Source organism: Moellerella wisconsensis (genome assembly GCF_022592395.1).
In the GTDB taxonomy this organism is placed as follows: Bacteria; Pseudomonadota; Gammaproteobacteria; order Enterobacterales; family Enterobacteriaceae; genus Moellerella; species Moellerella wisconsensis.
Map to the genome: position 1 here is coordinate 217,545 of NZ_CP093243.1, position 22,792 is coordinate 240,336.

Below are 22,792 nucleotides of genomic sequence, written 5' to 3' on the forward strand. Positions count from 1 at the left end.
GGTGAAACCGTGGAGTTTATGGCACAACTGCGGTGGCGTAAGCATGGTGTTCATCACATCCTAATGCCGACTTTTGAATACGTACTGGATGATGAGTTCATCACGTTGCCTGAAGGTACTTGCTGGCGTGACCGCTTGTCAGCTGATCCTGATGTGTTAGGTCCTACCGATTTTCCGATCGCCCCAGAAATGGCGCAGGGCGCTGCGGCCTGTCCGTTCTGCCACCAGCTTCCGGTCATCAACGGAGAAAAAATCAAAGAAGATGACGGGGATTTGTATTACACCCGTATCCCCTACAAATTTAATCGTTTCTGGTTCACCTGTTGTGAGTGGGTCGGTAAAGCCCCACGGTCAAGCATCGCCATCCTGAAAAACGACTGGAGCCACCGTTAAGATGAAATACGCCAACCAGTATCTGGAAAAGAGTGTGCGCCCTCATTGGGCTTGTGCCACGTTCGGGCAAAAAGCCTATCTGGTGCTCTTCATGTTGTGGTTCAAAGTCATGATGGCGCGCAGCGGAGCGAAACAGCAATACCGGAAGCGCTCATTGTTGTCAGTGGCGCTTTGGGCCAGTTCGGTCGGATTTATTGTGCGGATCATCACCACGGATGTAGACAGCTGGCACACGCTGGCCGCGCTGTTCATGTCATGCATGATGTTATGCCTGATTGCGTTCGCCACCCTCTGGACACTGTTCACTGCGTTAATCGTCCTGTTCAATGACGCGTTGAGCTGGTGGGCTGGTCGGGTCTATCCCACCAGCCACAAAGAAGCTATCACCACCGTTGCACTGGTCGAAGACGACACTGCCCGCTCCGCAGCGCAGGCTTATATCATGGCGTTTAGCCATCGCACTGTAACCCAAGTCACGATCGCGTTATCCATGATGTTCGCAGCTGAACAGGAGGCTAACGTGCGATGAGCCACTACGCTGACCATATGATCGAACATAACCGGCGATTCGGTACGCATGATGGCGTGGATGGCAGCTTTACCACGTACTTGCCTCACCAGCCGGAATTCTCTTCACCTGACAGCAACGATATGACAGAAGCGGAAATTGCCGCTTGTGTCCAGGCTTGGTTGAAGTGGTTGCATTGGGAGGTGTATCCCGAAGTCCATTTGAAGCACCACGGCAAACGGCCTGATTTTGTTGCTACCAAAGGCTCGATAGTGCAAGTCATCGAATGCAAAAAGGCAATCGGCCTACCGGTACTGGAACAAGCTATGTCCTGGTTTTAGCCGTACCGCAGAGACAAGGCTGGAATGCCTCACCATATTTATGTGGCTTGCAAGAAGTCTTCCGCTCGTCGCGACTTCCCTTTATTGCTCATGCGTCAGTGGGGCATCGGTTTTCTTGAAATTGAAAAGTCCCCTTCGAGAAAGCTGAGTTATGACGGCGTTACAGAAAAGATCAGCGACGCCCACTATTCCCCTAAGGGTTCAACTTGAACCTCGCAGGGTTCCTGGCTCCCGTCACTTGGGCAAAGTCTTGCGCGCTCAACTTCACGAAGATATGCGTATCGCCGTAGCCGGTACCACCGGTACGGGGCAATTCATGACCGACTGGAAACGGACCATGATCCGCATCGAGACCCTGATGAAGGATGGAAAGCAACGGCATGTGACAGACATCGTTGACTGGCTAAATTCCAACGGTGGCTATCACTGGGCGAACCGAGGAAGCGCCGTCAGCGGAATAGGTTCGTCCTTGATGCGTCAAGGCTATGTCTGTGAAACCTATGGCTTTGAAGGGCGCGCCCATCGTTGGAAATTCGTCGAGGGTGTGACGAAAAAAGTTTTGAAAATTTCGTCAGACGTCTGACTCGTGTTTCACTTAAGTCATTGGTGCATTCCATATAAGGAACCATTCATGGGCATAATCGCGGTCGGACTCTTGCTGGTTCAACTGGGTTGGTTATCGATTCACCCAGCCAGTTTTTACAGCTGGGGTTACATACCGATTTGTGGAGCCGTATTTTTCTTGCTGTGCAGTTACTTTTTTTCGTCATCAAAATGACAGCCTTTATTGATGAGCTAAGCACGTAAACGCCTTATCCTTGCTACTCATCCATTATTGGAGAATTGTGCGTGTTGACGTTATTAACCGTGTTCCTGTTCATTTTAAGCCTGATGCTGGTTGTGTTCGCTGCGCTTCCACTTCTGTGCTGTCGTGTGGATGGGGTGCTAATGACACGCGGTACCAAGGCCTGGTCTATAACTTGCGCGATGGTCGCGGTCATTCTTGGGTGTGTAGCCTATAAGTTAGCTGTTCTGATGCTAACGAGTTGTGTCGAGTAAACGCGAAGGAGGTCTCAATCGTGGTCTGGATTTGGGTCGGAATAGGGGCTGTGTGCGGCCTGATAGAGCTATTTACAATCACATTTTTTGGGTTGTGGATGGCATTAGCCGCGTTAATACCCGCAGTTGCCGTGCTGATGGTGCCCGAACTGAGTTTTACCGCACAGATCGGGATTTGGTGTATTTCAACACTGTGCTGTGCGCTGGCCTGGGTAAAGTGGTCACGCCTCAAGCCAGAGCGATACGTGGAAGAGCCGCTGGTGGGGCAGGTGGGGATTTTGGCCTCTGCCATCCAAGCTGGCGGACAAAGTGTGATTTTGCTGACGAAACCTGTGCAAGGTAATCAGCAGTGGCCGTGTCAGTCAGAAGTCGCGTTGCCGAAGGAAGCCCGTATTTGCATTGTTGGGGTTACTGAAGGTGTTGTTCAAGTCACCGCAGTGAATGCGGATAATCTTTAACTTAAAAAGGTAATTATTATGGTTGGTGTTATCGGGCTGGTTATTTTTCTTCTGTTTCTCGCGGTCACTTTATATCAGTGTGTTCGCATCGTACCGCAGGCAGATCAGTGGGTGGTTGAGCGCCTGGGGAAATACCACACTACGCTAAATCCCGGTCTGAACATCCTTATCCCGTTTCTGGATAACGTTGCCTATCGCATGTCAGCCAAAGACCAGATGATTGAAGTTAAGGGCATTGAGGCCATCACCAAAGACAACGCCATGACGAAAGTGAATGCGATTTGCTTCATCCGTGTGGCAGATCCGAAAAAAGCGGCCTACGGGGTCGATAACTTCAATACTGCCGTGCGCAATCTGGTCATGACCACCATCCGTAACGCCGTTGGCGGAATGGAGTTGGATGAGACCCTGACCAACCGTGATCAGCTTGCTGCAAAGCTGCGATCGAACATGGATGTGCAAATGGAAGACTGGGGTCTGATGCTACGAACCGTAGACATTCAGGACATCACGCCGTCAGATTCCATGCTGAAATCGATGGAGAAACAGGCCGCTGCGGTGCGTGAGCGAAAAGCCACGGAAGAGCTCGCTGCCGGGAATAAAAATGCAGCCATCATGGAAGCGGAGGGCAAGAAAGAATCCCTTATCTTGGATGCTGAAGCTAAGCAAGAATCTGCTATTCGTGAAGCGACCGCACTGGAAACGCTCGCAAATGGGCAGTTCAAAGCCTCGTCCAAGTTGGCTGAAGCGCTCACCATTGAGGGTGGCCGTGAGGCAATGAGTTTCCAGCTGGCGAACAATTATATCCAGACGCTTTCTAACCTGGCGACCAGTCCTAACGCGAAAGTGGTGGCAATGCCTGCTGATCTGGCGCAAAGCGTTGGCGGTCTCATCAATGCGGGTTCTCTGATGTCTGTCGGTTCTGCCGTTTCCAAATAGACTCAATCGGCCATCGTTCGGTGGCCTTTTTAGAAAACGAGAACAAGAGTCTGGCTCTGAAAATGGGCAAAACGAAATCCCTACTCTGGCTCTGAAAATGACGTAACCATATGAATAAATTAATTATTTTACCTCTTGTTATTTTTCTGGCAGGATGTTCAACAACGTTTGGTCTGTCGCTGGATGAGCGTTACCAATCTGCCTACGACGACGTAGTGTCTGAGCCCAGCCAGGACAACATGGCCCGCTACATGAAGCTGAGTAATGAGGTTGCTGAGCGCGATATGCGCAAGGCTAACGCCGCAGCAGAATCCGCCACTCGGGAGAGTGACAAGGGCTTCACTGAATACTTTAAACAATATGGAAGCGAAAGCTTCAAACGACAAAAAAGATAAGGAACCAATATGACTACTCTGACCTCTACTGAATTCAAACAAGGCGCTCTGTGGGCAATCAACGTCCTAATGAATACAACCCGTGACACAGACAGTGCCTATGAAATTCTGTCCGTCTTTCCTGACTTGCTTGAATTCGCAAAACAGGTGCCGGAAAAAGACCTTTCATCGATTCGTGAATTTGTTGTGAACGGTTTACCATTGGGAACTGATCACGGTTTCCTGCGTGTGGCATACGGTGCAATGGGTGTCGGTGAAACAATCATTGAATTGCCCGAAAGTGGGGATGTAGATGACTTAGCCGCTGCGCCGGGTGACGTGCTTTATTGGGTTGTGTATGGTGTGAAAGCGGATGGCGAGAAAGTTGCCCTCATTCAGGCTCTGAGTCTTCCGGAAGAGGCTGAAAAATTAGCAAGCAAATTGGCTGAGCAGCTGGCTTAAGTTTACGCCTCACCAGGGCGTTTCTATATTACGTTAGTCAGTACCACGTAAAGGCATCCATTGGGTGCCTTTTCTTTTACTTTCAATCCGCTACGTTGTTTTTCATAAAAGCACCTCATTTTGTCCCCCTTAAAGGTTTGTCAGTTGGCGTACATCCGTAAAATGGGTGATGTAACGCATTAAATTTTAAACAACAAAAGGTAAGCAACATGGCACAGCGTGGGGTTAACAAGGTCATTATTGTGGGAAAACTGGGTCAAGACCCTGAGGTACACGCAATGGCAAACGGTGGTTCGGTCGCTAATATTTCTGTCGCAACGTCTGAAACTTGGCGTGACAAGCAGACGGGGGAGCAACGGGAAAAAACGGAGTGGCACCGCGTTGTCTTCTTCGGGAAATTAGCCGACGTCGTCGGTGAGTACCTGCGTAAAGGTTCCCAGATCTATATTGAAGGGCAGCTGAGCACGCGTAAGTGGCAAGATCAAAGTGGTGCGGATCGCTACACTACTGAAGTCGTTGTTAACCCTGCCTCCGGTGGCACCATGCAGATGCTCGGTTCGGCATCGCAACAAAACCAACAAAATAATCGCCAGGGCAGTCAGCAGCCGAATAACGCCCAGAGCGGCCAGCAAGGTGGCTGGGGTGCGCCAAATTCCGACGATCCACCATTCTAATACCCGCCATCTGTCCGTTATGCAGCCTTCGTGGCTGCATTAATGTTTCTATCTCTCGGAGTCTGATATGAACGAAATACAGGCGTCTTTAAATGCCATTCTCAATAACGGCAGTATCGGCCAAGCGTTAAGTTACGCAGGGATCGCCGTAGTAGGATTCGCTGTAGTTTCATTGCTGTTTCGTAGCTTGATGATGGTCATGCTGGGTGCAGTTGCCACGTTCTATGTGTTCTTCCTGAATACGCCTGAAACAGCCCTGGACAAAGCCACCGCAGCATCGGCTCAACTGGTCACACAATTGGTTCAGGCCAGTGATTGTGCGGCAGGGAAAATTGAACACATCCGAAATATCGGAGTGGTGATCCGCAATGGTGACGTGCTGACTATCGCCGGAGAATGCGGCTTACTGCCGAAATAACACATTTCGTTAGCGGAAATAACAGTGGTAACATGCTCGTGTTACCACTTTTAACTCGCAGATATCACTGATTAAGAACAAAATTCTGCTGTAAATAGGAGAGGCCAAAATTGAACGCGTTCTTCAAAAAATTACTTTCTCAGTTATCCTGGGGAAACAAAAACAATAACACAATGGATGCTAAGCATCACCGCGATACCCTGTACACCATGCGTCATGGTCGCGCGCCAGTGCATACGCATCCCGCAGACTTAGAGAAGTAGTATGATAGATCCAAAAACCACCAAAGCCCTGAACGACCTCGCGATGGGTGCTGTTCACCATGAGCATACCCTCCTGTCTGAAAACCATCACTTGATGGAAATATTTACCCACCTGACCTACCTGAAATCGACCTCAGAAGGTATTTACCTCGGTGAGCAGCGGATCCCTTGGCGTGATGCGCTACCGAACTCCTTTGGCGTGCCAAGCATTGAGGCTACCCAAAAGGAAGGTGAGCGCTATTTGACTTGTGTAAGTGAGTCCTGGGCAGCAAGGTACAACGCCAAAGCCCAAGAAACGTTGGCAAAAAAAATCGCCGATAACAGTACGACTGAAAATGACAACCTGTATCTGCTGACGATGTTCTATGCGCTGAGCGGCCTGCTGGATAAGCTATTGCCGTTTATTGACCTGCATAACTACCAACAATTTGAGCCGGAAGGTGCGTTGGCACTGAATGAAGTCGTTAACGGATTTGCAGCCGTTACCAATGGCGTTATCACCACGGAAAAGGTGAAAGAAGACGTATTCAGTGCGGGTATAGAAAATGCCATCATGGCGTTGAATGAGCAAAAACATATCCTTGCCAGTAAGGGACAAGATGTCAGTGGTATTGAGCAATCCATTGAGATTATCAAAGCCTCTCAGCATGCGGACAGCCCGAACCCAACTCCCGGCCAACGCATCAACTAGCCCCTGGGCTCAATAGGTGGAGAATTAACGTGAAAAACGGACAGTCTACGCACTCAATGACGACTAAAAAGCTACGCCGGAAGCTGTCCGGATATGGCCTTCGCGGTCAGTCACTGACACAAAAAATATGGGACATCATCGCCGGACCTCTGATGGATGCCAGTCAATGTGGGAAGCCAGCATATGCGTTCGGGTGGACGCGTGACCTGATGGACAGGCACATGCGGCGAGCTCTGATTGGAAAGGGGGGTGATGTAAAGCCTCAGGGCGATACCGCCGACCATGTTATGGAGCCGCAAACCGTAACCTCCCCTGTTCGCCGTCGCAGTGTTATTTCAATTAACCGTCGCTACTTAGGGTGACTTATTTAAGAAACATTTCTATGAACACGGATGTTCCCCTGTGCCACATGAAATCTAATTTAGCATGCTCTGACAGGCTGTTCTGTGCCATGAGCGGACGTTAGCCATAGTGAATAATACACAATGCAGTGAATGGATACAGATATGGGAAACTATTACTTTTAAAGTCCGACATTCTTGATTCTTGATTACTTAATCTAAGTAACCGTGCATTTTTATCAAGCTACCACTATCCAATGTACCAGTATGTTCTGTAACATAAAAGCAGGCTATTCAGCCCACAATTAATTGATACTTAGGCACTTACATGAAACTAAAAAAAATGCTTGAAATGGATTTCATCAAAGAGTTTCAAGAGCACCTAGAAACCGACTTTGAGCATGAGCTCTTACATGCCAGTCTTCGCAACTATTGTTCTCATGGTAATCCGCTGCGCTTCAACAACTTTGCATTTGCAATACGTGAGCTAATAAATCATGTGCTGAAACGACTGGCACCAAATGACAGAGTTATGGCATCTCCATGGTTCACAAAAAATAAAAATAACGCCACTATTACCCGTAAACAGCAAGCAAAATACATCGCCCAAAAGCATATACCCGATCAACTACTTGATGATGTAGCTATCGAAAGACTAGATGATGGTATAGCATGGTTCAATAAAAACTATTCTTCGTTAAACGATTACACCCATATTAGCGAACATTCATTTGATAGTAACCCCAAACAGTTTTTTGAAAGTGCTAAACTGATAATAGAACTGTGTAACAGAATTTTCGATACCTTCGATGAACTTGAGCGTGTTATTACCGAATCAATAATCGAGGAAGTACAAAATGAAGTTACTGATATCACAATGAATAATATCCCTGACGAACTGGATATATTATCTTCACAAACAGCTGTTGATTGGTGCAATGTTGAGTCCATTGAGTTGCTGAACCTTGACGAAAATTATATTTATCTTTTGGTGCGCGGAATAGTTGAAATTACTAGACAATACGGGCGTGGGGAGGATTACTTTGCACAGGAAGATTCTTATCCATTCAAGTTTGCAGTCTCTATTCGCACTGATAATTTCAATGCAATAGCACCATTACTTAACACTGTAGTAGTGGATACAGGCTCATGGTATGACGATGGCGAAGGATCTGCTCATTATGACACAATTTATACAACCACCAGATTTTTGGAGATGATCTCATATATAAAAATTAAACCAAAAACAAAGAGAAGATTGTTTCCTGAGCTTAGTACAGTAGTAACACTAGAGATTCATGAAAGTGAAGACATATCAGAATCGGTCGTCCCAGAAATATGTCATCTAAATCAAGGAAGCTTCAATTTAACTGAATTTTAGGATTATCTATGGAGGGATGAAAAATGTCTAATAAGATCTATAGCCTAAAAAGAATGCCTGCTGAAGCATTTAAGATATTTGCAATGTCATTGCCACATGGCCCTAATTATGGTAATGCGGAATTCCTTTCCGCTTGGTCAAATGAAAAAGGGCTTGGATATGGTGCAGTCCTTCAATACAGCAAAAATTCATATGGCCTTGTCGTGCTTAGACGACGGGAAGATTATGTGCTGGTACCTATCGAGCATAAGATGTGTTTTACCGAGCAGGAGGCATTGGTGCATCTTGATAAGCACCTTTCAGCCGGGGGGGATTTATTACCGATTCCATCTGGGCAATCACGTAGAGCCCGACTGGATCAGGTTGGTGAGCGGAATGTTTGCCAGGCATTTGTACAATTATCGTCCACGATAAAGTACCGAGGAGCATTTCATTTAATTGCCGAGTTCTATCTGGCATTACCAAAACCTGATGATAACTTCATTACCGATCTCCAGACCCGAGGATTCAACTCTAGAATCTGGGAGCTATACCTTTTCGCATGTTTTAAAGAGCAGGGGATTAAAGTTTTTCAAGATTATCCATCTCCGGATTTTATGCTAATGAACGGTAATAAAAAAGCATATGTTGAGGCGGTCACCGCGAATCCAACTGGTCCGGGCAGCCTAAAGTTGCCTCAAACACAATTCCCCCCAGGAGATCGATTAGCTCGCACAGCAGGTGATATGGCAGCACGGTTCGCTAAGACCATCAGATCTAAACTCCAGAGAAGGTATGAAGAACTACCACATGTTAAAGGATTCCCATTTGCAATCGCTATAGCGGATTTTAGCGGTGGGGGCACTATGGTCTGGTCTCGCGAGTCACTTCCAACCTATTTGTATGGGCAAACCGCACATACAGTCAAAACATCCAAAGGTATGAAGGCTGCTGCATTATCAATTGAACGGCTTATAGGCCATGAAAATATTCCGGCAGGACTATTTAACCACCCAGAGATGGAGAATTTATCTGCTATCTTGTTTAGTAATGCTGGAACATTGCCAAAATTCCAGCGAATGGCAATCCAAGCTGAATTTTCCTCACCAATTGTGAAAGCCCGCAGGGTTGGGATTTTATTTGATAGGACTGAAGGAGCCTTGGAACCAATTGACTTCGATCTAGATATTCAATCGCCTGAATATATTAATCTTTGCGATGGCAAAGAATTTTGGTGTTTTGAACTTGAAGTATTTCATAACCCTAATGCTGCACATCCAATGCCCCATGATTTCCTGCCGGGGGCAACACATTGGTTTGAGCACAATGGAGAGATCATCTGTGAGACCCAATGGAAAAACCAGGTACTTGCATCAGTAACCGAGTTTAGTATTGTTCCAGATGTCGTCGACAAACTCGAAGGCAAGGAAAAGCCGTGATTGCTTGGTGCAAGGATATTCTTGAAAGAAGAAAATTGACAAGAGTTAAAAGTAATAATGAAGGGGGGAATGTTACGAGTTTGATGACCGCCTCTGCTTTACCCCGACATGACAGATATGCCCGTTCCTCGCTCACAGCGGATCTTCAACTTAGTTAGCTTGTCGCTTCGTACAGTGGGTTCAACCAATGGATGCAACACTTTTATTCAACAGTTGAGCTTACACTAGATCAGACAAGATAATCTCTCATCAACGACGCCAATTCGTCATCAGAAAGCTCAAGGCAATAATTGGTCATTTTGTTATATAAATTCCTTGCATACAGTGCAGTTTCAGAGAGTTGTCGATTCTTATCAAAAATTCTATGAAAATACTCAAGGCGAGTATATGCTTCCGGATGTGCACCTTTAGTCGATGAAATATTTATAAATGACCCAAACCTATGACGTATGATCTCCTCCATTTTTTCAATGAAATTCATATGTTCAAAAAGAAGCTCGACCGCCTCAATTGCGTCCGTATAAACAATGACTGAATGCTTACTTCGTGGTTCGTCATTTCTCTCAGTTATAATCGACGAAGCCATAAGTACATTTGCTAATGTATCGGCTTCGTATTCAAACTGCTTAATTTTGTTCTGACGTTCAACATAATCCTTTATCAAACTGACCCGTTTAGGGTGTTCAAGGATATGATGGGATATTTCATGTAGGATTATGAAATCAAGTTGATAATCAGTTAAAGTTTTTACTTTCCAACTCGATTTACCAAAAAGAAATTGTGGATAGAAATACCTTGGGCTACATGATGTTAAAAAATATAACACGATTGGAATTATCTCAGGTAACGCACGCTTCTCTCTATTCTCCAGGCTATAAATCTCTGTTGACAGGAAGTGATAAATAAATCGGTTAAGTTCATGAAGGATCCCATTGAGTCCGAAGTTGGCTGTAACATATTTTTGTCCGTTGATTGAACAACTTGTTGCATTGAGGCCTCTCCGATGAATAGGGAAAAAGAATATTTCGTCAAGCTGTGCTTCATTGATCAACTTATTTGGTCACGGCTAGCGCATTTTAATCCCAGATTCTAACAGGGTTGAGCGATAATCATCGTCTAGCCCTGCCATTTTCTTTTTTCTCGCCATACTGGCTGTTTTAGTTGTATCTTGTTTAAATAACGCCATGGCTATTTTTCTCATTACGTTAAAAACAAGGGGTCCTTGCTTCTTACGGATTCTTGATTCATCTTCCCTAAAGTTCATATCCAACATCCAATGCATACTTTCAACCTGCCAGTGGCTTCGTACCGCATTAAGTGCTTGCTCCGCACCTAACGCTAACGAACTAATATACCAACGCGTTTCTATCGTGTCTGTACCTGATGATTTATCGTGAACCTCAGCGGTTACTTGAATAACACTCTTTAAGCCAGACCATTGGTAGATTTTATCTAACCAGCTTTTATCAATAAGCAATTGCTGACAAACCCTTGTTTCAATGCGCCCATGCCCTGAGCTTATTTCGGTATGTTTATCATAGTTGCTATTGGTCAATCCTTCGCGCTCACTCTTGTGCCACCAAGCTTCTAATTCACTCTGCATACCTGAATGGTTACCTTTGAGCGCTAGGATATAATCAGCTTTTTGTTTAATTATTTGTTTCGCTATTTCTTGCTGGCAGCCCATAGCATCAAGTGTAATGATGCTATTTTCAATATCTAGCATGGTGAGTAACTCAGGTATGGCTGTGATTTCATTTGTTTTGCTATCAACGGCTGTTTGCCCTAAAACTAACTGGTGTTGGCAGCTCCATGCACTGACGGTATGTAAAGCACTTTTTCTATCTTTGGTTGTAAATGAACGACGTGCAGTTTTTCCATCCATAGCAATAATATCAGCACCCGTGGTTTCAATAAGTGAAGATATCCAAGATTGAAATGCATGCTCTATTTCATCTGATTTTAACCGACAAATGACACGGGCTATGGTGTCGTGTCTTGGAATACCCGCGTTGAAAGCGCCATATCTTTTTAACCAATCAAGTTTTAGATGCCCAAAGTCTTCAATATCCTCCCATCCTTGTGCACCGGAGATTACTGCACTAATGGCTAAAAGGAGAATATCGATAAGCTCATGCTTTTTACAGCGTTCAATGCGAGGATCGGTAATTGAATTAAAGTGTTTCAGAAAAGTAGCGCTCATATTTTACGTGACCAAGGTGATTATTATGCCTTGATCTGATCACTACATATTCTATAAGTTCAATTTATAATGATCTTGCCGTGCTTATTTGGTATATGACTCATAACTCTCAGTTGGCTGAGCCGCAACCAATAAGGCATATTGTATCTATTGCTTCCGAAATTAGATGCTAGAAAATTAGCTTTCCTGTAGATGAGATTATTGAAAGTGCTATTGTGATAACTAATGGATCTTATATCATCATTAGATTCTGGCTCCTTCCATCCAAGTGTGATTGTACATCTAAGTTCAAGAAAAAACATGTCTATTACCGAGTCTGTCTCACCCGATAACCTTTCTTCCATCAGAACTACTTGGTCTTTTGTTAGCTCTGGCAATTGACGATAGTCTAGTGTGCATAAACTTTCCAAATCCAGGATGGTTGCTTCCATGAAAAGGGAGGATTCACCACCTTGAATTGTTAAAGCAGCAGCTCTAACTACTATATCATCTATATCTTCTTTGCTTATAACTAGACTAATGATATCCCAGTCAGTGCTTATTTTGGCATAACTTATTGCGTTAAAATCTACGACTGGACGATCATCCATTCACTTATCTCCCAGCAGCTTGTCTTCCTGAAAATATTCATTAGCTTTCTTTATATCCATTGCCCGCTCAAAAAAATAATGTCAACTTGGAAGTGTTTTTAGTAAAAGATGTATCAAACTGAACATGCGCTGATATAGATATTCGATATGATCACTTTCCTGAATCTTGATCTGTTTAATTTCGGTATGGCGAATGAAATAACTATTTCCAATATCTGTAAGTGCTTTTGCCTCTATTTCTAAAACCGATCTGAATTCCGATGTATGAGCTGCCGCATCAAGTAACTTCTTCACAGACTCTCTTTTGTCAGTTGGATAAGATATGCTTTTGAGCCGCTCCCAAAAGTCCCAAAGCTCTTTAAGTGCATCATAACGAATGGTGACATCATAGTTGATTATTTTTTCATTCGCGCGCATGAGCATGCTGCGTAACTCTTTTTCTACAGGAATGCTTATGCTTGCCATCATTTGCTTCAGTTCCGGGCTTAGCATTCGGGTGATATCACCTGATACAAGAAGCTCGTAAGCAAGACCGTTTCTGGCAAATATTGTGTTTACCTTTGCCCTAAATTCTGCTTTACCAGCTTCAATTTGAAAATCGTCAAAGTGGTAATGCCTGAAAAAGCTGTGATAACCCCCTTTAACAGGTATGGCCACATGTTTATAGCAGAACTGGAGTAAATCCATTACATCCAGATAGTTTGGCACAAAGGGTACCATATCCCTAAACCAAGATGATGATTCCTCTGATTCAACTTCTGTTGCCAATGGCCAATCAAGATTTGGGATCTCAGCCTGTAACGCTGCTTTGAGGTCTTTGACTTCGGTGCCTACGCATCCCTGCCCATCGGGACATTCTTCAGGAAAGTCTTTACCGAAGTAACCGTTGTTTGCCAGAACATTAATGTATGAAACAAGCCCAGCCCAGACTTTAGTAGTTACTTCGTTATTTATCCGTTGAACGGGACCTCTTTCTTTGTCACTGAAATATTCCACATTCGCTCCTGTAGGTTTATTGACCTCACAAATTTATGTCTGAATGTGCTGTCGGGCAAGCATCAATCTATTGAAGTGTGAGGTTCTGGCTTAAAAAATGACTAGTGATGCTGAATTTCATGAAAACCATAGCTGTTCGTGATTGCACACATGATTCTTACAATAGAGAGCCTTTTGTTATGTTCCCGTTTACCTTGGCGCGGTGTTTCTTGTAGCTGTGTCGGACTCATTACGGGAAGTTCTGCAAGTGACCATATCATCCCATGATTCGTATGACTTAGCTCCTCTAACGATGATCACCTTCCATCTCTGAAGTCGACGGGGGAGGTTTTCAAATGACATATTCTCTCCTTGCATGCTTTTATCACTACAGATTAGTACGCTTGGATCCGATGTCTGGTTGGCTGACCAACTCCCATTTGATACAACGGCCAGTTAGTTGTATCTGAATTATTCCTTGGCCACCTCCCAGTTGATCCCCAAATGAAAATGTTAGTGATACTACTATGAGCAGAACTTCTGCTCCTCGCTCTCAGCGGACTTTCAGAGTTAATTTGCACTATCTACAAAATCTGTCAGCTTAAGCCTGAGCAGATTCAATTAACATAACTATCTGGCACGCATTGTGCCGATTATCTTTACTCTTCTTCTCGCCCTTTGCGGATAGTCTCTGCCAATTCCTTTCCGGTATCACTTAACGTATACGCCACCGTCAGAGTGCGTTGGTCACGGTATTTAAGTAAAAGCCTGCGCTCCACCAGCGTGCGACACGAGATTCGCAAATTAGGCCGTTCAATCTCACGCGAACGACCTTTGTTGAGGATCGTGAAAATTGCCGTAAACGGAATTGGGTTTCTGTTGCGTGCCCTTATTTTTAGCAACACGTACAGTACATCCTGTTGTAGCGATGAGTTCCGGTGTTGAGTGGTGTTTTCCATATTAATACCTAATCATATGCGATATGAATAAGCTATCCTGTCCTTGGTTACACGTCATCGTTTTTTGCCCTCGTTTTGCTAGCCTTTTCGGGCGAGTGGAAATCCCGTCCGTAGTAGGATCGATCTACCCGTCGGGGTGAAAATCAACAAGGTGAAAAACATGTTTAAACGTATCCGTAACGTACCTTTACTGGCTGGAGCCATTGCCGCATTGTGCGTCTCCAGTGCCTTCGCAGAAATCCCAACGAATGCCAGTGGGCGACCCGTTGCAGGGAAATCCGTAGAAGAATTCCAGTCCTACAAAGCCAACTGCCCTGAGTGTTTGCAGGTCGCACAGGACATCATCAAGATGCGTACCCAGTATTGTCAGCAAGCCGGTGATGTGGATCAGACCATTTTACAGGACCCGATTTATCCATACCTCAATGGTATCCGTGTCGTACTGGCTAACCGAGGTGGCTATAACAGCCCCATGTACACGTCCGCACGCCAGGTGTTCGAAGCCAACGTCAACTGTGAAAACAGCAGCGATTGGGTCGAACGAAGCCAGAAGATCATCGAAAACACCTTTACCGGGCCAAAATAATTCCGATTGATACCAACCCGCTTAACGGCGGGTTTTCTTTGCCTAAAATTTCGTGGCCCGTATCACCCGCGTTACGCTACCTGAAATTATCTACAAGGATATCTCATGAAAGACCCATGCTTGTTAAACCTGCGTCAGCTGTTCCTGGAAGATCTCCAGTCGCGCCTTGGTATCAACCACGTTGAAGCAGCAGAGCACATCGAAGCAGGCTATATCGAAGACGACGATGAGCATATCGATCTGAACGTTGAATGGAATGCCTGGGTTCGCTGCCACTATGCGCGCTTGAAACAACCAGCATCACAATTACTCACACCTGAAACGCATTCAGCTATCGCCACGATGCGCGCGCTGACTGACGAATTTCGAGAACACTTCCAAGAGCACGGCGAACATCATCATGCTGTTATTAGCCTGTATGACCGGGCTGACAGTGAGTTTGGATACGAAAACGTCACTCACCTGATTGCGGCATTGGATCGTTTGACTGAGCACGTTAATCAGCCCGTGAATCTGTCTTCTGACATGGTCTATACCGCTCAGGTTGCGGGGGCTATTGCTGCCTATCGTCAAGCCGTTATTACCGCATTGGATGCCGTAGGGAAACCCTGGGTAGCTTAATGATCGCGTTACTGAATGCCCTTTAATTCAACATCAGTAATAGGAGAGACCTACCATGAACCTGAAGTCGATTTTGAACCAAACCCGTGAAACACTGAAAGAGAAAGGAATTAGTGCTGATAATCTACGAAAAGTCACGGCTCCCTCTGAGCTCATTACGCAGTTGGTCTCAACGCTGGCTACTATGTCCGGGGATTATAAGGGAAGCTATTCCCCGGCACCTGACTATCAAGGCTTGTTACGCCAGTTCAATGCCCTTCAGCAACTAAATGTCTCATTTGGTAAGCAGCTGACTTTCTACCGTGAAAAAGCAAAGCAAGAAGATGACGGTCCGGCTGAACTTAAGCGCCTTCAAGATGAAGTTAACTCAGAGCGTGGGGCCAACGAGCAGCTGACCGTTGAGAATGACCGCCTGCGTACTGAGCGCCTTGAAGCTGATGTGGAAACAGAAAGACTCAAGGCGTTGGTGCTGAAACTGGGGGGTAACCCGGAGTGTAACGATGATCTGGGTTAATTGTCTCGGCCAGTTACTTCAGTCGGTATTGCTGAACATTAAAGCCAGGCGGAGAGCGCACCGTCTGGAAAATCAATACAGCGTTCGCTCGGCACTCCGCCTGCGCAAGGAGATGCATCGGGTCAACCATTCAACGGTAAGCCTCAGTGCAGATGACCAAAATACCGCACGGGCAACCAGTCAGCGGCTGGTGGATGGCGTATTTGACAACCTGCATGAGAAAGGAGAGCGTCATGACAATTAAGGCTGTGGCCGGATTGGCAAGCTCGCTGGGGGTAAGTGAAGCTGAAGCCACTGAGTTTGCGGTCACCACTTGCAACTTGATGTTGCAACACCCTGAACTATTGGCCGGGGACATCCTGCATTTCGCACAGCACAGAACCTGGCTGGAAAACACCGATAAGCCGCTGGTCAAGGGAGAACCTGAGACGGAGAGCGTGTTAATGGGAATGCGCGTCCTGATCTACAAATTGGGTAAGCACGAAGGGCCTGACGGTAAAGCCCGCCAGATGTACGACATGATGCGGCGGCTCGGTTATTTTAGCGTGGCGGATTGTTTGCGCTAACAGCGAGTGATGGGGTCAAGTGACCCCATTCGTTTTACTGACTTCTGTAATCTTTCCTTATCCTAAATATTTCGTGGTTTTGCTATTCGTCAGCGGTTTGGGTCAAGTTAGTCTAATTACGACTACTTACTCAACTTTAGGGACACGTCATGACCACTACTCTGAATCAGCAAGCGGCACCTAAGAAGCGTACCTTTAAAGATCTGCCTGGCTTCGATATCTCTGCAAATGACATGCTGAGCATCATTGATGCCCCTTGCATGATCATCAAGCGTGGTAACGTACAGTTCAAAGTATTGGAAATGTTGACCCTGACGCTGGTGGGAGACAACCTGAGCGCGCTCGGCGTTGACTACAATACTGGGCAGGTGATCTCCCGAGGTGTAGTCCATAAAGCCAACGGTGACATGGTAGCCTCTGTGCCAGCAACCCACATCAGCACCTTATTCCGTAATATGAAAGGTGAAGAAACCGTTAATGTGCGATGCGACCAAGAGCGCAATCGTCTCATCATTCGAACCGGCAAGAACGCCTACAATATCCCGCTGTGCATGGACGCCATCCCGGTTGTGGACGAGTCCGACCTGACAGCCAAATACAGCATTACTTTCCCGGCGAACATGCTGCATCGTACCTTGCAACGTGTCATGCATTCCGCTGGCAAGAACGACGTGCGGCATTACATGAACGGTGTCTTCCTGAGCCTGGACAAGAATGTCTTCAACGCTGTTGCTACCGATGGGCACCGTATGTCGGTGATGACCGAAGATGTCCTGTTTACCGATGAGCCACAGGAAGATATCACCTCACCAGTTGCACCAGTTTCACTTTCCGGTACTTCGTCCGGCGTAATTTTGCCAATCGAAGTGTGTCCTATCCTGATGAAACTGCTAGCCGCGAACAAAGGCAGCTTCCGTATGGACTACAGCGAAAGCTACCTGACCTTTAATCTGGGTGACGTGACAGTGGTGTCCAACTTGATCAATGGCCGCTATCCCGACTGGCGTCGTGTAGCAGGTGTCGTTAAGCATAACACTGAGAAGTTCAGCGTGAATGCTCTGGTCCTGCGTGAAGCATTGAGTCGTGCTCTTCCGCTCATCAACGCAGGGGCGGTCAATAAGAATTCGAACAGCACTGGCGTATTCGTATTCAAAAGCAATGCCCTGATGATCAAGTCGCCAAGCCAAAACCTGATTGAGTGCAAAGAAGTCCTGGACATTGAGAAAGTGGCCGGGGAGCAAGAAGACAAAATTGAAATCGGTATGAACTGTGAATATCTGCTGCGCTCGCTGAATAGCTTAGTCTCCCATTCAGGTGAAGAAGCCGACATCACCTTTGCGCTGAAAGATACGCTAACAGGGATGGAAATCGGGTTCGGTGATGACTGCTGTGACATCATCATGCCGGTTCGCTTCTAAGTCTTTACTGTAACCGTTTGTTTTGTTGACCAAAAGCAATGGCGTGTCGAGCGCACGCCTACGATGACATTTCCCACTGAAAAACAACGACAAATTGACCTCCTTTTTGAAGGGAATGCAACACATCAACGGTTATTATGGGCTCACTTTACCCCTGCATAGGTCATGTTTGGTTTTGACCAAAATGCCCCTTTGCACCACCAGCAACAACGAACATGAGGATTTAACGTGGAACTGAAGCAATATCATGAAGAAGCCCTGCGCACCGAATCGGTGCTCCCGCAAATTAGCGGCGTGAGTGCGCCTCACCTGTATCTGTTGCTGTCTGCCGCTCATTCGCTGGGTGAAATGCTGGACCAGTTTAAAAAAGGTATTTTTTACCGCAAACCTATCGACATCAATCGCTTTAAAAAAGGTCTGACCGACCTGCAAGACCTGATTGGCACGCTTTCGCCTGAATCCATCACCGCAAAAGAGTTGCACGATGATACCAAAATCCTGCTGATGAACGGCTTTGACGGTAAAACTCACAATATCGGCCTGGGGTCGTTGGCTGCAATCGACACGCGTATTTTACACGCCTCTCTGGGGGTGTTCACTGAGTCTGCCGAAATCTGTAAGGCGTTGGTGAACACCATTGAAGGTCAATCGCTCGATCTGGTGAACCTGTCCGAAGAGTTCGGTGACCTGAACTGGTACGCTCTGGGCGTTTTCCCGTCTGCTTCAGGCATTCATTATGGCCGTATTCTGGAAACGAACATCGTCAAGCTGGCCGTTCGTTATCCAGAGAAGTTCGAAACCTTCTTGGCGCACGATGTGAACCGCAATCTGGTGGAAGAACGTAAAGCGCTAGCGAACGGCATCAAGTAAGCCTTATCCATACATGCGGGCAACGTGGGGTTGTCCGCTTTCTACGGTGGAATCATGAATACAGTTCTCAAGTGGGTGGGGGGTAAGCAGGGGGTCATGGCTCAGCTGAAGTTGGCGCTGCCAAAAGGTACCCGTCTGATCGAACCTTTCTGTGGTTCGGGTGCGGTGATGATGAACACCGCGTATTCAAACTACGTGCTGGCCGACATCAATGCCGACGTTATCAACACCTACGACACCATCCGTAACGCGGCTGAAAGCGTTATTGCTGCACTGACTGAGCTCTACGAAACGTGCCGTACTCGTGAACACTACGATGCGATCCGTAAAGAATTTAACGCGCGCACCGCTGACCCTGTCCGCATGGCCGCCATGTTCATTTACATGAATCGCCACGGGTATCGCGGCCTATGCCGCTACAACAAGCGTAAAGGGGAGTTTAACGTTCCCTGGGGCGATTACCGTAAACCCTATCTGCCTGAGAAAGAGATCCGTTACATGGCAGACCGTCTTGAAAATGCGGACTTGCTGTGCGCAGGCTTTGAAGAAATGCTGAAGCTAGCGGGTAAAGGTGATGTGGTCTACTGCGACCCGCCTTATGTCAATCCTGGCAAGTTTACGGGTTATCACTCCAGTGGTTTCTCTGAAGCCCAGCAACGCGCGCTGGTGGACATTCTGAATACTCTGCCTGAGAAAGGGGTGCATGTGGTGGCCTCCAGTCATGATGCCGAGAACATCCGTCAGATGTATGCCGGATTCACGGTTAAGGGCTTCTCTGCCCCGCGCAGTGTGTACAACGGGACAGGTGAGGGGAAGAAGGCGAAAGAAATCATCGCTATCCGTCAAGCTGTCTTTTCCGGCAAGACCGCAGCATGACCGTGCCAGTGTTTGAGGTTCCGCCGCTGAAGAATCCGCTGACCGAGCGTTTTTGCGGTGAAATAGCCGCCATTCACCAACGTGACCCTGCTAAAGCCAGTCGTCAGTATTTGGAATTTATCAAAAAGAATAATTTGGTGTATTGGGAGCAATTGGCTATTCGAGATCGCATCCGGTACCTGTCAAAGCAAAAATCATAGTGAGGGAGCTATGCCTCTTTTTCGCCCTAAAAGTGTCGTGGTGTACCGCATCACCCGTCAAATTGATTTCAGTAACATCGCAGAGCAGCTGAAAACCTTCGTATTTCAGCCGTGTGGACCGCAGGATATGGCGCGCACCGGTTGGGTAAGTCCGTTGGGTGAGGAGTACGAAGAGCTCACCCACCAGGCGAATGGTCTCATCCTGCTGACTCAGCGTAACGAAAGCAAAATCATTCCTCCGGCCACGGTGAAGGAGCTCGTTCGCCAGCGCGTGACCAAACTTGAAAAAGAACAGCATCGTCGCCTGAAGCGCACAGAAATTTCAGCGCTTAACGATCTGGTGCTGGGGGAGTTGCTGCCCAAAGCCCTGAGTAAGTACGCCAACATGAACATGTGGATTGACCCAAAATCCCGTCTGATCATTGTGGATACCACCAGCTTTAAACGCGCTGAAGACGCCGCTGCGCTCCTACGTAAAACGCTGGGCTCTCTGCCTATCATTCCGTTCACGCTGGAAACTCCGGTGGAGCTCAAACTAACGGAGTGGGTTCGCTCTTCCGAGCTGCCTCCTGGGTTGGCGTTGTGCGATGAGGCGACCCTTGAAGCCATCCTGGAAGACGGTGGCGTGGTAACGACGAAACGCCAAGATCTGGTTTGCGATGAGATTGCCAATCACATCGAGGCGGGCAAGTTAGTTACTAAGCTGTCGATGAGCTGGATGGAGCAACTCAACTTCGTCATCAACGACAGCTTTGTCATTTCCCGGTTGAACTTTGCCGACGCCCTTATTGAGCAAAATGACGATATCGATCGCGAAGATGAAGTCCAGCGGTTTGATGCGGACTTCGTTTTGTTTACCGGAGTTATTATGGAACTGCTGGATCAGTTAATTGCTGCGTTCGGCGGGGAAGCAAAGTCATCGGCTGAAGGAGCGGAAGGTACCGAGGATTCTGGTGAAGGCGGTGCAGGTGGTGAGTCTGATGATGAAGACGCCCAGGGCGGTGACGAGTAGAGCTTAACCATACCGAGTATGAATAAGGTAATCACAACCGAGGGTGACGCTTAATGCTTCGTTGGACTGAAGATCAGCAACGCGAATACGAGCAAAGAATGGGGCGCAGCGCGAGCCCCAAATCGGTACCAAAGAATGACACGCAGCCTGTTACGGTCCACCAGCAAACTCTTGATACAGCGCCTGCTGAGTTGACGGCAAAGCAACGAACCCAAGCACTGGGACGGTTACGCACGGGCACGATGAATAAAACTGAAGCGCGCTACGCTGAACATCTTAAATGGCTTATGCATGCTGGTGAAGTCGTCTGGTTCAAGTTTGAATCCATCAAGCTACGACTCGCCGACAAGACGACGTATACAGCGGACTTCTTCGTCATGCTGGCCTCAGGTGATCTGGAGGTGCATGAAGTGAAGGGGCATTGGGAAGAGGACGCGCGAGTCAAGATCAAGCTGGCCGCTGAACACTATCCCTTCCGTTTTCTGGCCGTGAAATGGCTCAAAGATGAGGGAGGTTGGAATTTTGAAGACTTCTCCCCGTGGTACAACAAGGAAAACCCATGAGCGTGACTGACAGCCTGGTAAAGCAATTTTTCGAAACATGGTTCATCTCTTTGGAGCGCAAAAAGCGGAATAACGATACTTGGCAACCGCCTGTTGAAGGGCAGGAGGAATACCCGCTGTATAAAGCACGTAAGGATGGAGCCTATGAAGCTTGGTTTGCTCGGAGCGATTATCCGTTGTTGAGTGCCAAGGCCATGACCTTACCGGAAGAGATGTACCGTTATTTGCAAAACGTTCGCAAAGCACGTGAAGCTGAAATCAATAAAGAGCGCCCGCCTGCGGGATTTGGGCGTTTCTTCATTAAGGGACCTGGCAGACTACCTGATCCGCAACGATATTGCGGATAGGCCGGTATAACAGGAAATACAAACTAAGACAGGCACGGGGGTGCGTCATGTCTTTCAAGATGATTGGATTGGCAGTATTTATTGCAGGTGTGCTAGGGTTGGCCTACTTACTGTTTTTTACCGGGAAGTCAAGTAAGAAACCAGTTGGCGAAAAGGGGGATCGGAAACCAACGCTGGATGAGTTGTTTCCCATTGATGAAGTGACTGGGGAGCGAATTTACCAGCAGGATGATCCCGATAGCGTGATTGTCAGTGACAATGAACTGACACCCGCAATCTATGTTGGCTACAAGCGGCATAAGTTTCTTCTCCCCCGCGATGCCAGCAACCTGTACTCGCGCCTGATTGAGATGTTTGCCGACCAGTATGCCGTTGCACCACGCGTTCGGGTAACAGACATCATTCAAGCAGAAGAAAAGGATTTTGAGAGCCAGAGTCTGGACGTGAAAAGTGCCATGCAGTTTATGTCACGCATGAACTTCAACTTTGTCCTCAGCGACGTACACAGCGGCGAAATTGTGTTGGTAATGCTGACGGAAGAACGCCTGGCCGACTCCGGGAACAGCGCGTTTCTGATTGGCTTACTCAGTCAGCTGAACATCCCGCTTTACCGCTACGAGCGCCTAGCTGATATCAGTGATAACGACCTGGCGATCGATATAGCGGAAACCATCTCCGGTGGTCAATTCGAGTAAACAAAACAAAAGCCCGACCTGATCGGGCTTTGTCGATTCTGAACGACTGATATGATGAATTTGTGAGATCAATTAAA

32 protein-coding genes are annotated in these 22,792 nt (G+C 47.0%); 27 read left to right on the plus strand and 5 right to left on the minus strand.

Annotated features, from left to right (window positions below):
- Positions 1-18: 18 nt before the first annotated feature.
- From MNY66_RS17130 to MNY66_RS17195, 14 genes are all read left to right on the plus strand, one after another.
- Positions 19-393 (plus strand): hypothetical protein, encoded by a 375-nt coding sequence (locus MNY66_RS17130; RefSeq protein WP_241501915.1) that lies wholly within the window; start codon positions 19-21, stop codon positions 391-393.
- A gap of 1 nt (position 394) precedes the next feature.
- On the plus strand, positions 395-922 hold the full coding sequence (locus MNY66_RS17135; RefSeq protein WP_213914207.1) for a hypothetical protein: 528 nt from the start codon (positions 395-397) through the stop codon (positions 920-922).
- Positions 919-1,242 (plus strand): hypothetical protein, encoded by a 324-nt coding sequence (locus MNY66_RS17140; RefSeq protein ID WP_241501916.1) that lies wholly within the window; start codon positions 919-921, stop codon positions 1,240-1,242. Before MNY66_RS17135 ends, MNY66_RS17140 begins: the two co-directional genes overlap by 4 nt.
- Before the next feature lie 316 nt (positions 1,243-1,558).
- Positions 1,559-1,825 carry a hypothetical protein gene (locus MNY66_RS17145; protein WP_241501917.1) on the plus strand — a complete coding sequence of 89 codons (267 nt, stop codon included), beginning with the start codon at positions 1,559-1,561 and terminating at the stop codon, positions 1,823-1,825.
- A gap of 496 nt (positions 1,826-2,321) precedes the next feature.
- The gene (locus MNY66_RS17150) at positions 2,322-2,759 is read left to right on the plus strand and encodes an NfeD family protein (protein ID WP_011039629.1); all 438 of its coding nucleotides are present in this window, start codon (positions 2,322-2,324) and stop codon (positions 2,757-2,759) included.
- Between the two features lie 18 nt (positions 2,760-2,777).
- Positions 2,778-3,698: an SPFH domain-containing protein gene (locus MNY66_RS17155; protein ID WP_011039630.1), complete on the plus strand. Its 921-nt coding sequence runs from the start codon at positions 2,778-2,780 to the stop codon at positions 3,696-3,698.
- Between the two features lie 110 nt (positions 3,699-3,808).
- Positions 3,809-4,093, plus strand: coding sequence for a hypothetical protein (locus tag MNY66_RS17160; protein ID WP_011039631.1), 285 nt, complete (start codon positions 3,809-3,811; stop codon positions 4,091-4,093).
- Positions 4,094-4,102: 9 nt separating this feature from the next.
- Complete coding sequence (locus tag MNY66_RS17165) at positions 4,103-4,534, plus strand: hypothetical protein (protein ID WP_241501918.1); 432 nt, start codon at positions 4,103-4,105, stop codon at positions 4,532-4,534.
- 209 nt (positions 4,535-4,743) lie between these two features.
- Positions 4,744-5,208 (plus strand): single-stranded DNA-binding protein, encoded by a 465-nt coding sequence (gene ssb / locus MNY66_RS17170; RefSeq protein WP_011039633.1) that lies wholly within the window; start codon positions 4,744-4,746, stop codon positions 5,206-5,208.
- Positions 5,209-5,275: 67 nt separating this feature from the next.
- Complete coding sequence (locus MNY66_RS17175) at positions 5,276-5,626, plus strand: hypothetical protein (RefSeq protein ID WP_011039634.1); 351 nt, start codon at positions 5,276-5,278, stop codon at positions 5,624-5,626.
- A 110-nt stretch (positions 5,627-5,736) separates the two neighbouring features.
- A complete protein-coding gene (locus tag MNY66_RS17180) occupies positions 5,737-5,889 on the plus strand; it encodes a hypothetical protein (RefSeq protein WP_011039635.1) in 153 nt (50 codons plus the stop codon).
- A 1-nt stretch (position 5,890) separates the two neighbouring features.
- Positions 5,891-6,580, plus strand: a complete 690-nt coding sequence (locus MNY66_RS17185) for a hypothetical protein (protein WP_011039636.1) — start codon at positions 5,891-5,893, stop codon at positions 6,578-6,580.
- 669 nt (positions 6,581-7,249) lie between these two features.
- On the plus strand, positions 7,250-8,302 hold the full coding sequence (locus MNY66_RS17190) for a pPIWI-associating nuclease domain-containing protein (RefSeq protein ID WP_011039638.1): 1,053 nt from the start codon (positions 7,250-7,252) through the stop codon (positions 8,300-8,302).
- Positions 8,303-8,325: 23 nt separating this feature from the next.
- Positions 8,326-9,720, plus strand: a complete 1,395-nt coding sequence (locus MNY66_RS17195) for a hypothetical protein (protein WP_011039639.1) — start codon at positions 8,326-8,328, stop codon at positions 9,718-9,720.
- A 229-nt stretch (positions 9,721-9,949) separates the two neighbouring features.
- Here MNY66_RS17195 and MNY66_RS17200 read toward each other — a convergent pair whose 3' ends face one another.
- The 5 genes from MNY66_RS17200 to MNY66_RS17220 all read right to left on the minus strand — a co-directional run bounded on the left by MNY66_RS17200 (position 9,950) and on the right by MNY66_RS17220 (position 14,447).
- Positions 9,950-10,771: a hypothetical protein gene (locus tag MNY66_RS17200; protein WP_241501919.1), complete on the minus strand. Its 822-nt coding sequence runs from the start codon at positions 10,769-10,771 to the stop codon at positions 9,950-9,952.
- Between the two features lie 15 nt (positions 10,772-10,786).
- Positions 10,787-11,923: an ISAs1 family transposase gene (locus MNY66_RS17205; RefSeq protein ID WP_024602346.1), complete on the minus strand. Its 1,137-nt coding sequence runs from the start codon at positions 11,921-11,923 to the stop codon at positions 10,787-10,789.
- Positions 11,924-11,982: 59 nt separating this feature from the next.
- Complete coding sequence (locus MNY66_RS17210) at positions 11,983-12,513, minus strand: hypothetical protein (RefSeq protein ID WP_241501920.1); 531 nt, start codon at positions 12,511-12,513, stop codon at positions 11,983-11,985.
- 81 nt (positions 12,514-12,594) lie between these two features.
- Positions 12,595-13,509: an AbiJ-NTD4 domain-containing protein gene (locus tag MNY66_RS17215; RefSeq protein WP_241501921.1), complete on the minus strand. Its 915-nt coding sequence runs from the start codon at positions 13,507-13,509 to the stop codon at positions 12,595-12,597.
- A 638-nt stretch (positions 13,510-14,147) separates the two neighbouring features.
- Positions 14,148-14,447: a hypothetical protein gene (locus tag MNY66_RS17220; RefSeq protein ID WP_011039646.1), complete on the minus strand. Its 300-nt coding sequence runs from the start codon at positions 14,445-14,447 to the stop codon at positions 14,148-14,150.
- Positions 14,448-14,607: 160 nt separating this feature from the next.
- On the opposite strand from MNY66_RS17220, the gene MNY66_RS17225 reads away from it, so the two are divergent.
- The 13 genes from MNY66_RS17225 to MNY66_RS17285 all read left to right on the plus strand — a co-directional run bounded on the left by MNY66_RS17225 (position 14,608) and on the right by MNY66_RS17285 (position 22,715).
- Positions 14,608-15,033, plus strand: coding sequence for a hypothetical protein (locus MNY66_RS17225; protein ID WP_011039647.1), 426 nt, complete (start codon positions 14,608-14,610; stop codon positions 15,031-15,033).
- 105 nt (positions 15,034-15,138) lie between these two features.
- Positions 15,139-15,654, plus strand: coding sequence for a hypothetical protein (locus MNY66_RS17230; RefSeq protein WP_011039648.1), 516 nt, complete (start codon positions 15,139-15,141; stop codon positions 15,652-15,654).
- A 55-nt stretch (positions 15,655-15,709) separates the two neighbouring features.
- Positions 15,710-16,168, plus strand: a complete 459-nt coding sequence (locus MNY66_RS17235; protein ID WP_011039649.1) for a hypothetical protein — start codon at positions 15,710-15,712, stop codon at positions 16,166-16,168.
- Positions 16,155-16,412: a hypothetical protein gene (locus tag MNY66_RS17240; RefSeq protein WP_241501922.1), complete on the plus strand. Its 258-nt coding sequence runs from the start codon at positions 16,155-16,157 to the stop codon at positions 16,410-16,412. Before MNY66_RS17235 ends, MNY66_RS17240 begins: the two co-directional genes overlap by 14 nt.
- Complete coding sequence (locus MNY66_RS17245) at positions 16,402-16,734, plus strand: hypothetical protein (RefSeq protein ID WP_067423751.1); 333 nt, start codon at positions 16,402-16,404, stop codon at positions 16,732-16,734. Before MNY66_RS17240 ends, MNY66_RS17245 begins: the two co-directional genes overlap by 11 nt.
- A 149-nt stretch (positions 16,735-16,883) precedes the next feature.
- Complete coding sequence (locus tag MNY66_RS17250) at positions 16,884-18,152, plus strand: DNA polymerase III subunit beta (RefSeq protein WP_011039651.1); 1,269 nt, start codon at positions 16,884-16,886, stop codon at positions 18,150-18,152.
- A gap of 228 nt (positions 18,153-18,380) precedes the next feature.
- Positions 18,381-19,022, plus strand: a complete 642-nt coding sequence (locus MNY66_RS17255; protein ID WP_137022597.1) for a nucleoside triphosphate pyrophosphohydrolase family protein — start codon at positions 18,381-18,383, stop codon at positions 19,020-19,022.
- A 54-nt stretch (positions 19,023-19,076) separates the two neighbouring features.
- Positions 19,077-19,898, plus strand: a complete 822-nt coding sequence (locus MNY66_RS17260; protein ID WP_241501923.1) for a DNA adenine methylase — start codon at positions 19,077-19,079, stop codon at positions 19,896-19,898.
- Complete coding sequence (locus MNY66_RS17265) at positions 19,895-20,098, plus strand: hypothetical protein (RefSeq protein WP_011039655.1); 204 nt, start codon at positions 19,895-19,897, stop codon at positions 20,096-20,098. Before MNY66_RS17260 ends, MNY66_RS17265 begins: the two co-directional genes overlap by 4 nt.
- A gap of 10 nt (positions 20,099-20,108) precedes the next feature.
- Positions 20,109-21,110 carry a recombination-associated protein RdgC gene (gene rdgC, locus MNY66_RS17270; protein ID WP_011039656.1) on the plus strand — a complete coding sequence of 334 codons (1,002 nt, stop codon included), beginning with the start codon at positions 20,109-20,111 and terminating at the stop codon, positions 21,108-21,110.
- A gap of 242 nt (positions 21,111-21,352) precedes the next feature.
- Positions 21,353-21,673, plus strand: coding sequence for a DUF1064 domain-containing protein (locus MNY66_RS17275; RefSeq protein WP_067423798.1), 321 nt, complete (start codon positions 21,353-21,355; stop codon positions 21,671-21,673).
- Positions 21,670-22,020 (plus strand): hypothetical protein, encoded by a 351-nt coding sequence (locus MNY66_RS17280; RefSeq protein ID WP_067423757.1) that lies wholly within the window; start codon positions 21,670-21,672, stop codon positions 22,018-22,020. The genes MNY66_RS17275 and MNY66_RS17280 overlap by 4 nt, the downstream gene beginning before the upstream one ends.
- A 47-nt stretch (positions 22,021-22,067) precedes the next feature.
- A complete protein-coding gene (locus tag MNY66_RS17285; protein WP_067423759.1) occupies positions 22,068-22,715 on the plus strand; it encodes a DUF2726 domain-containing protein in 648 nt (215 codons plus the stop codon).
- Positions 22,716-22,792 lie beyond the last annotated feature (77 nt).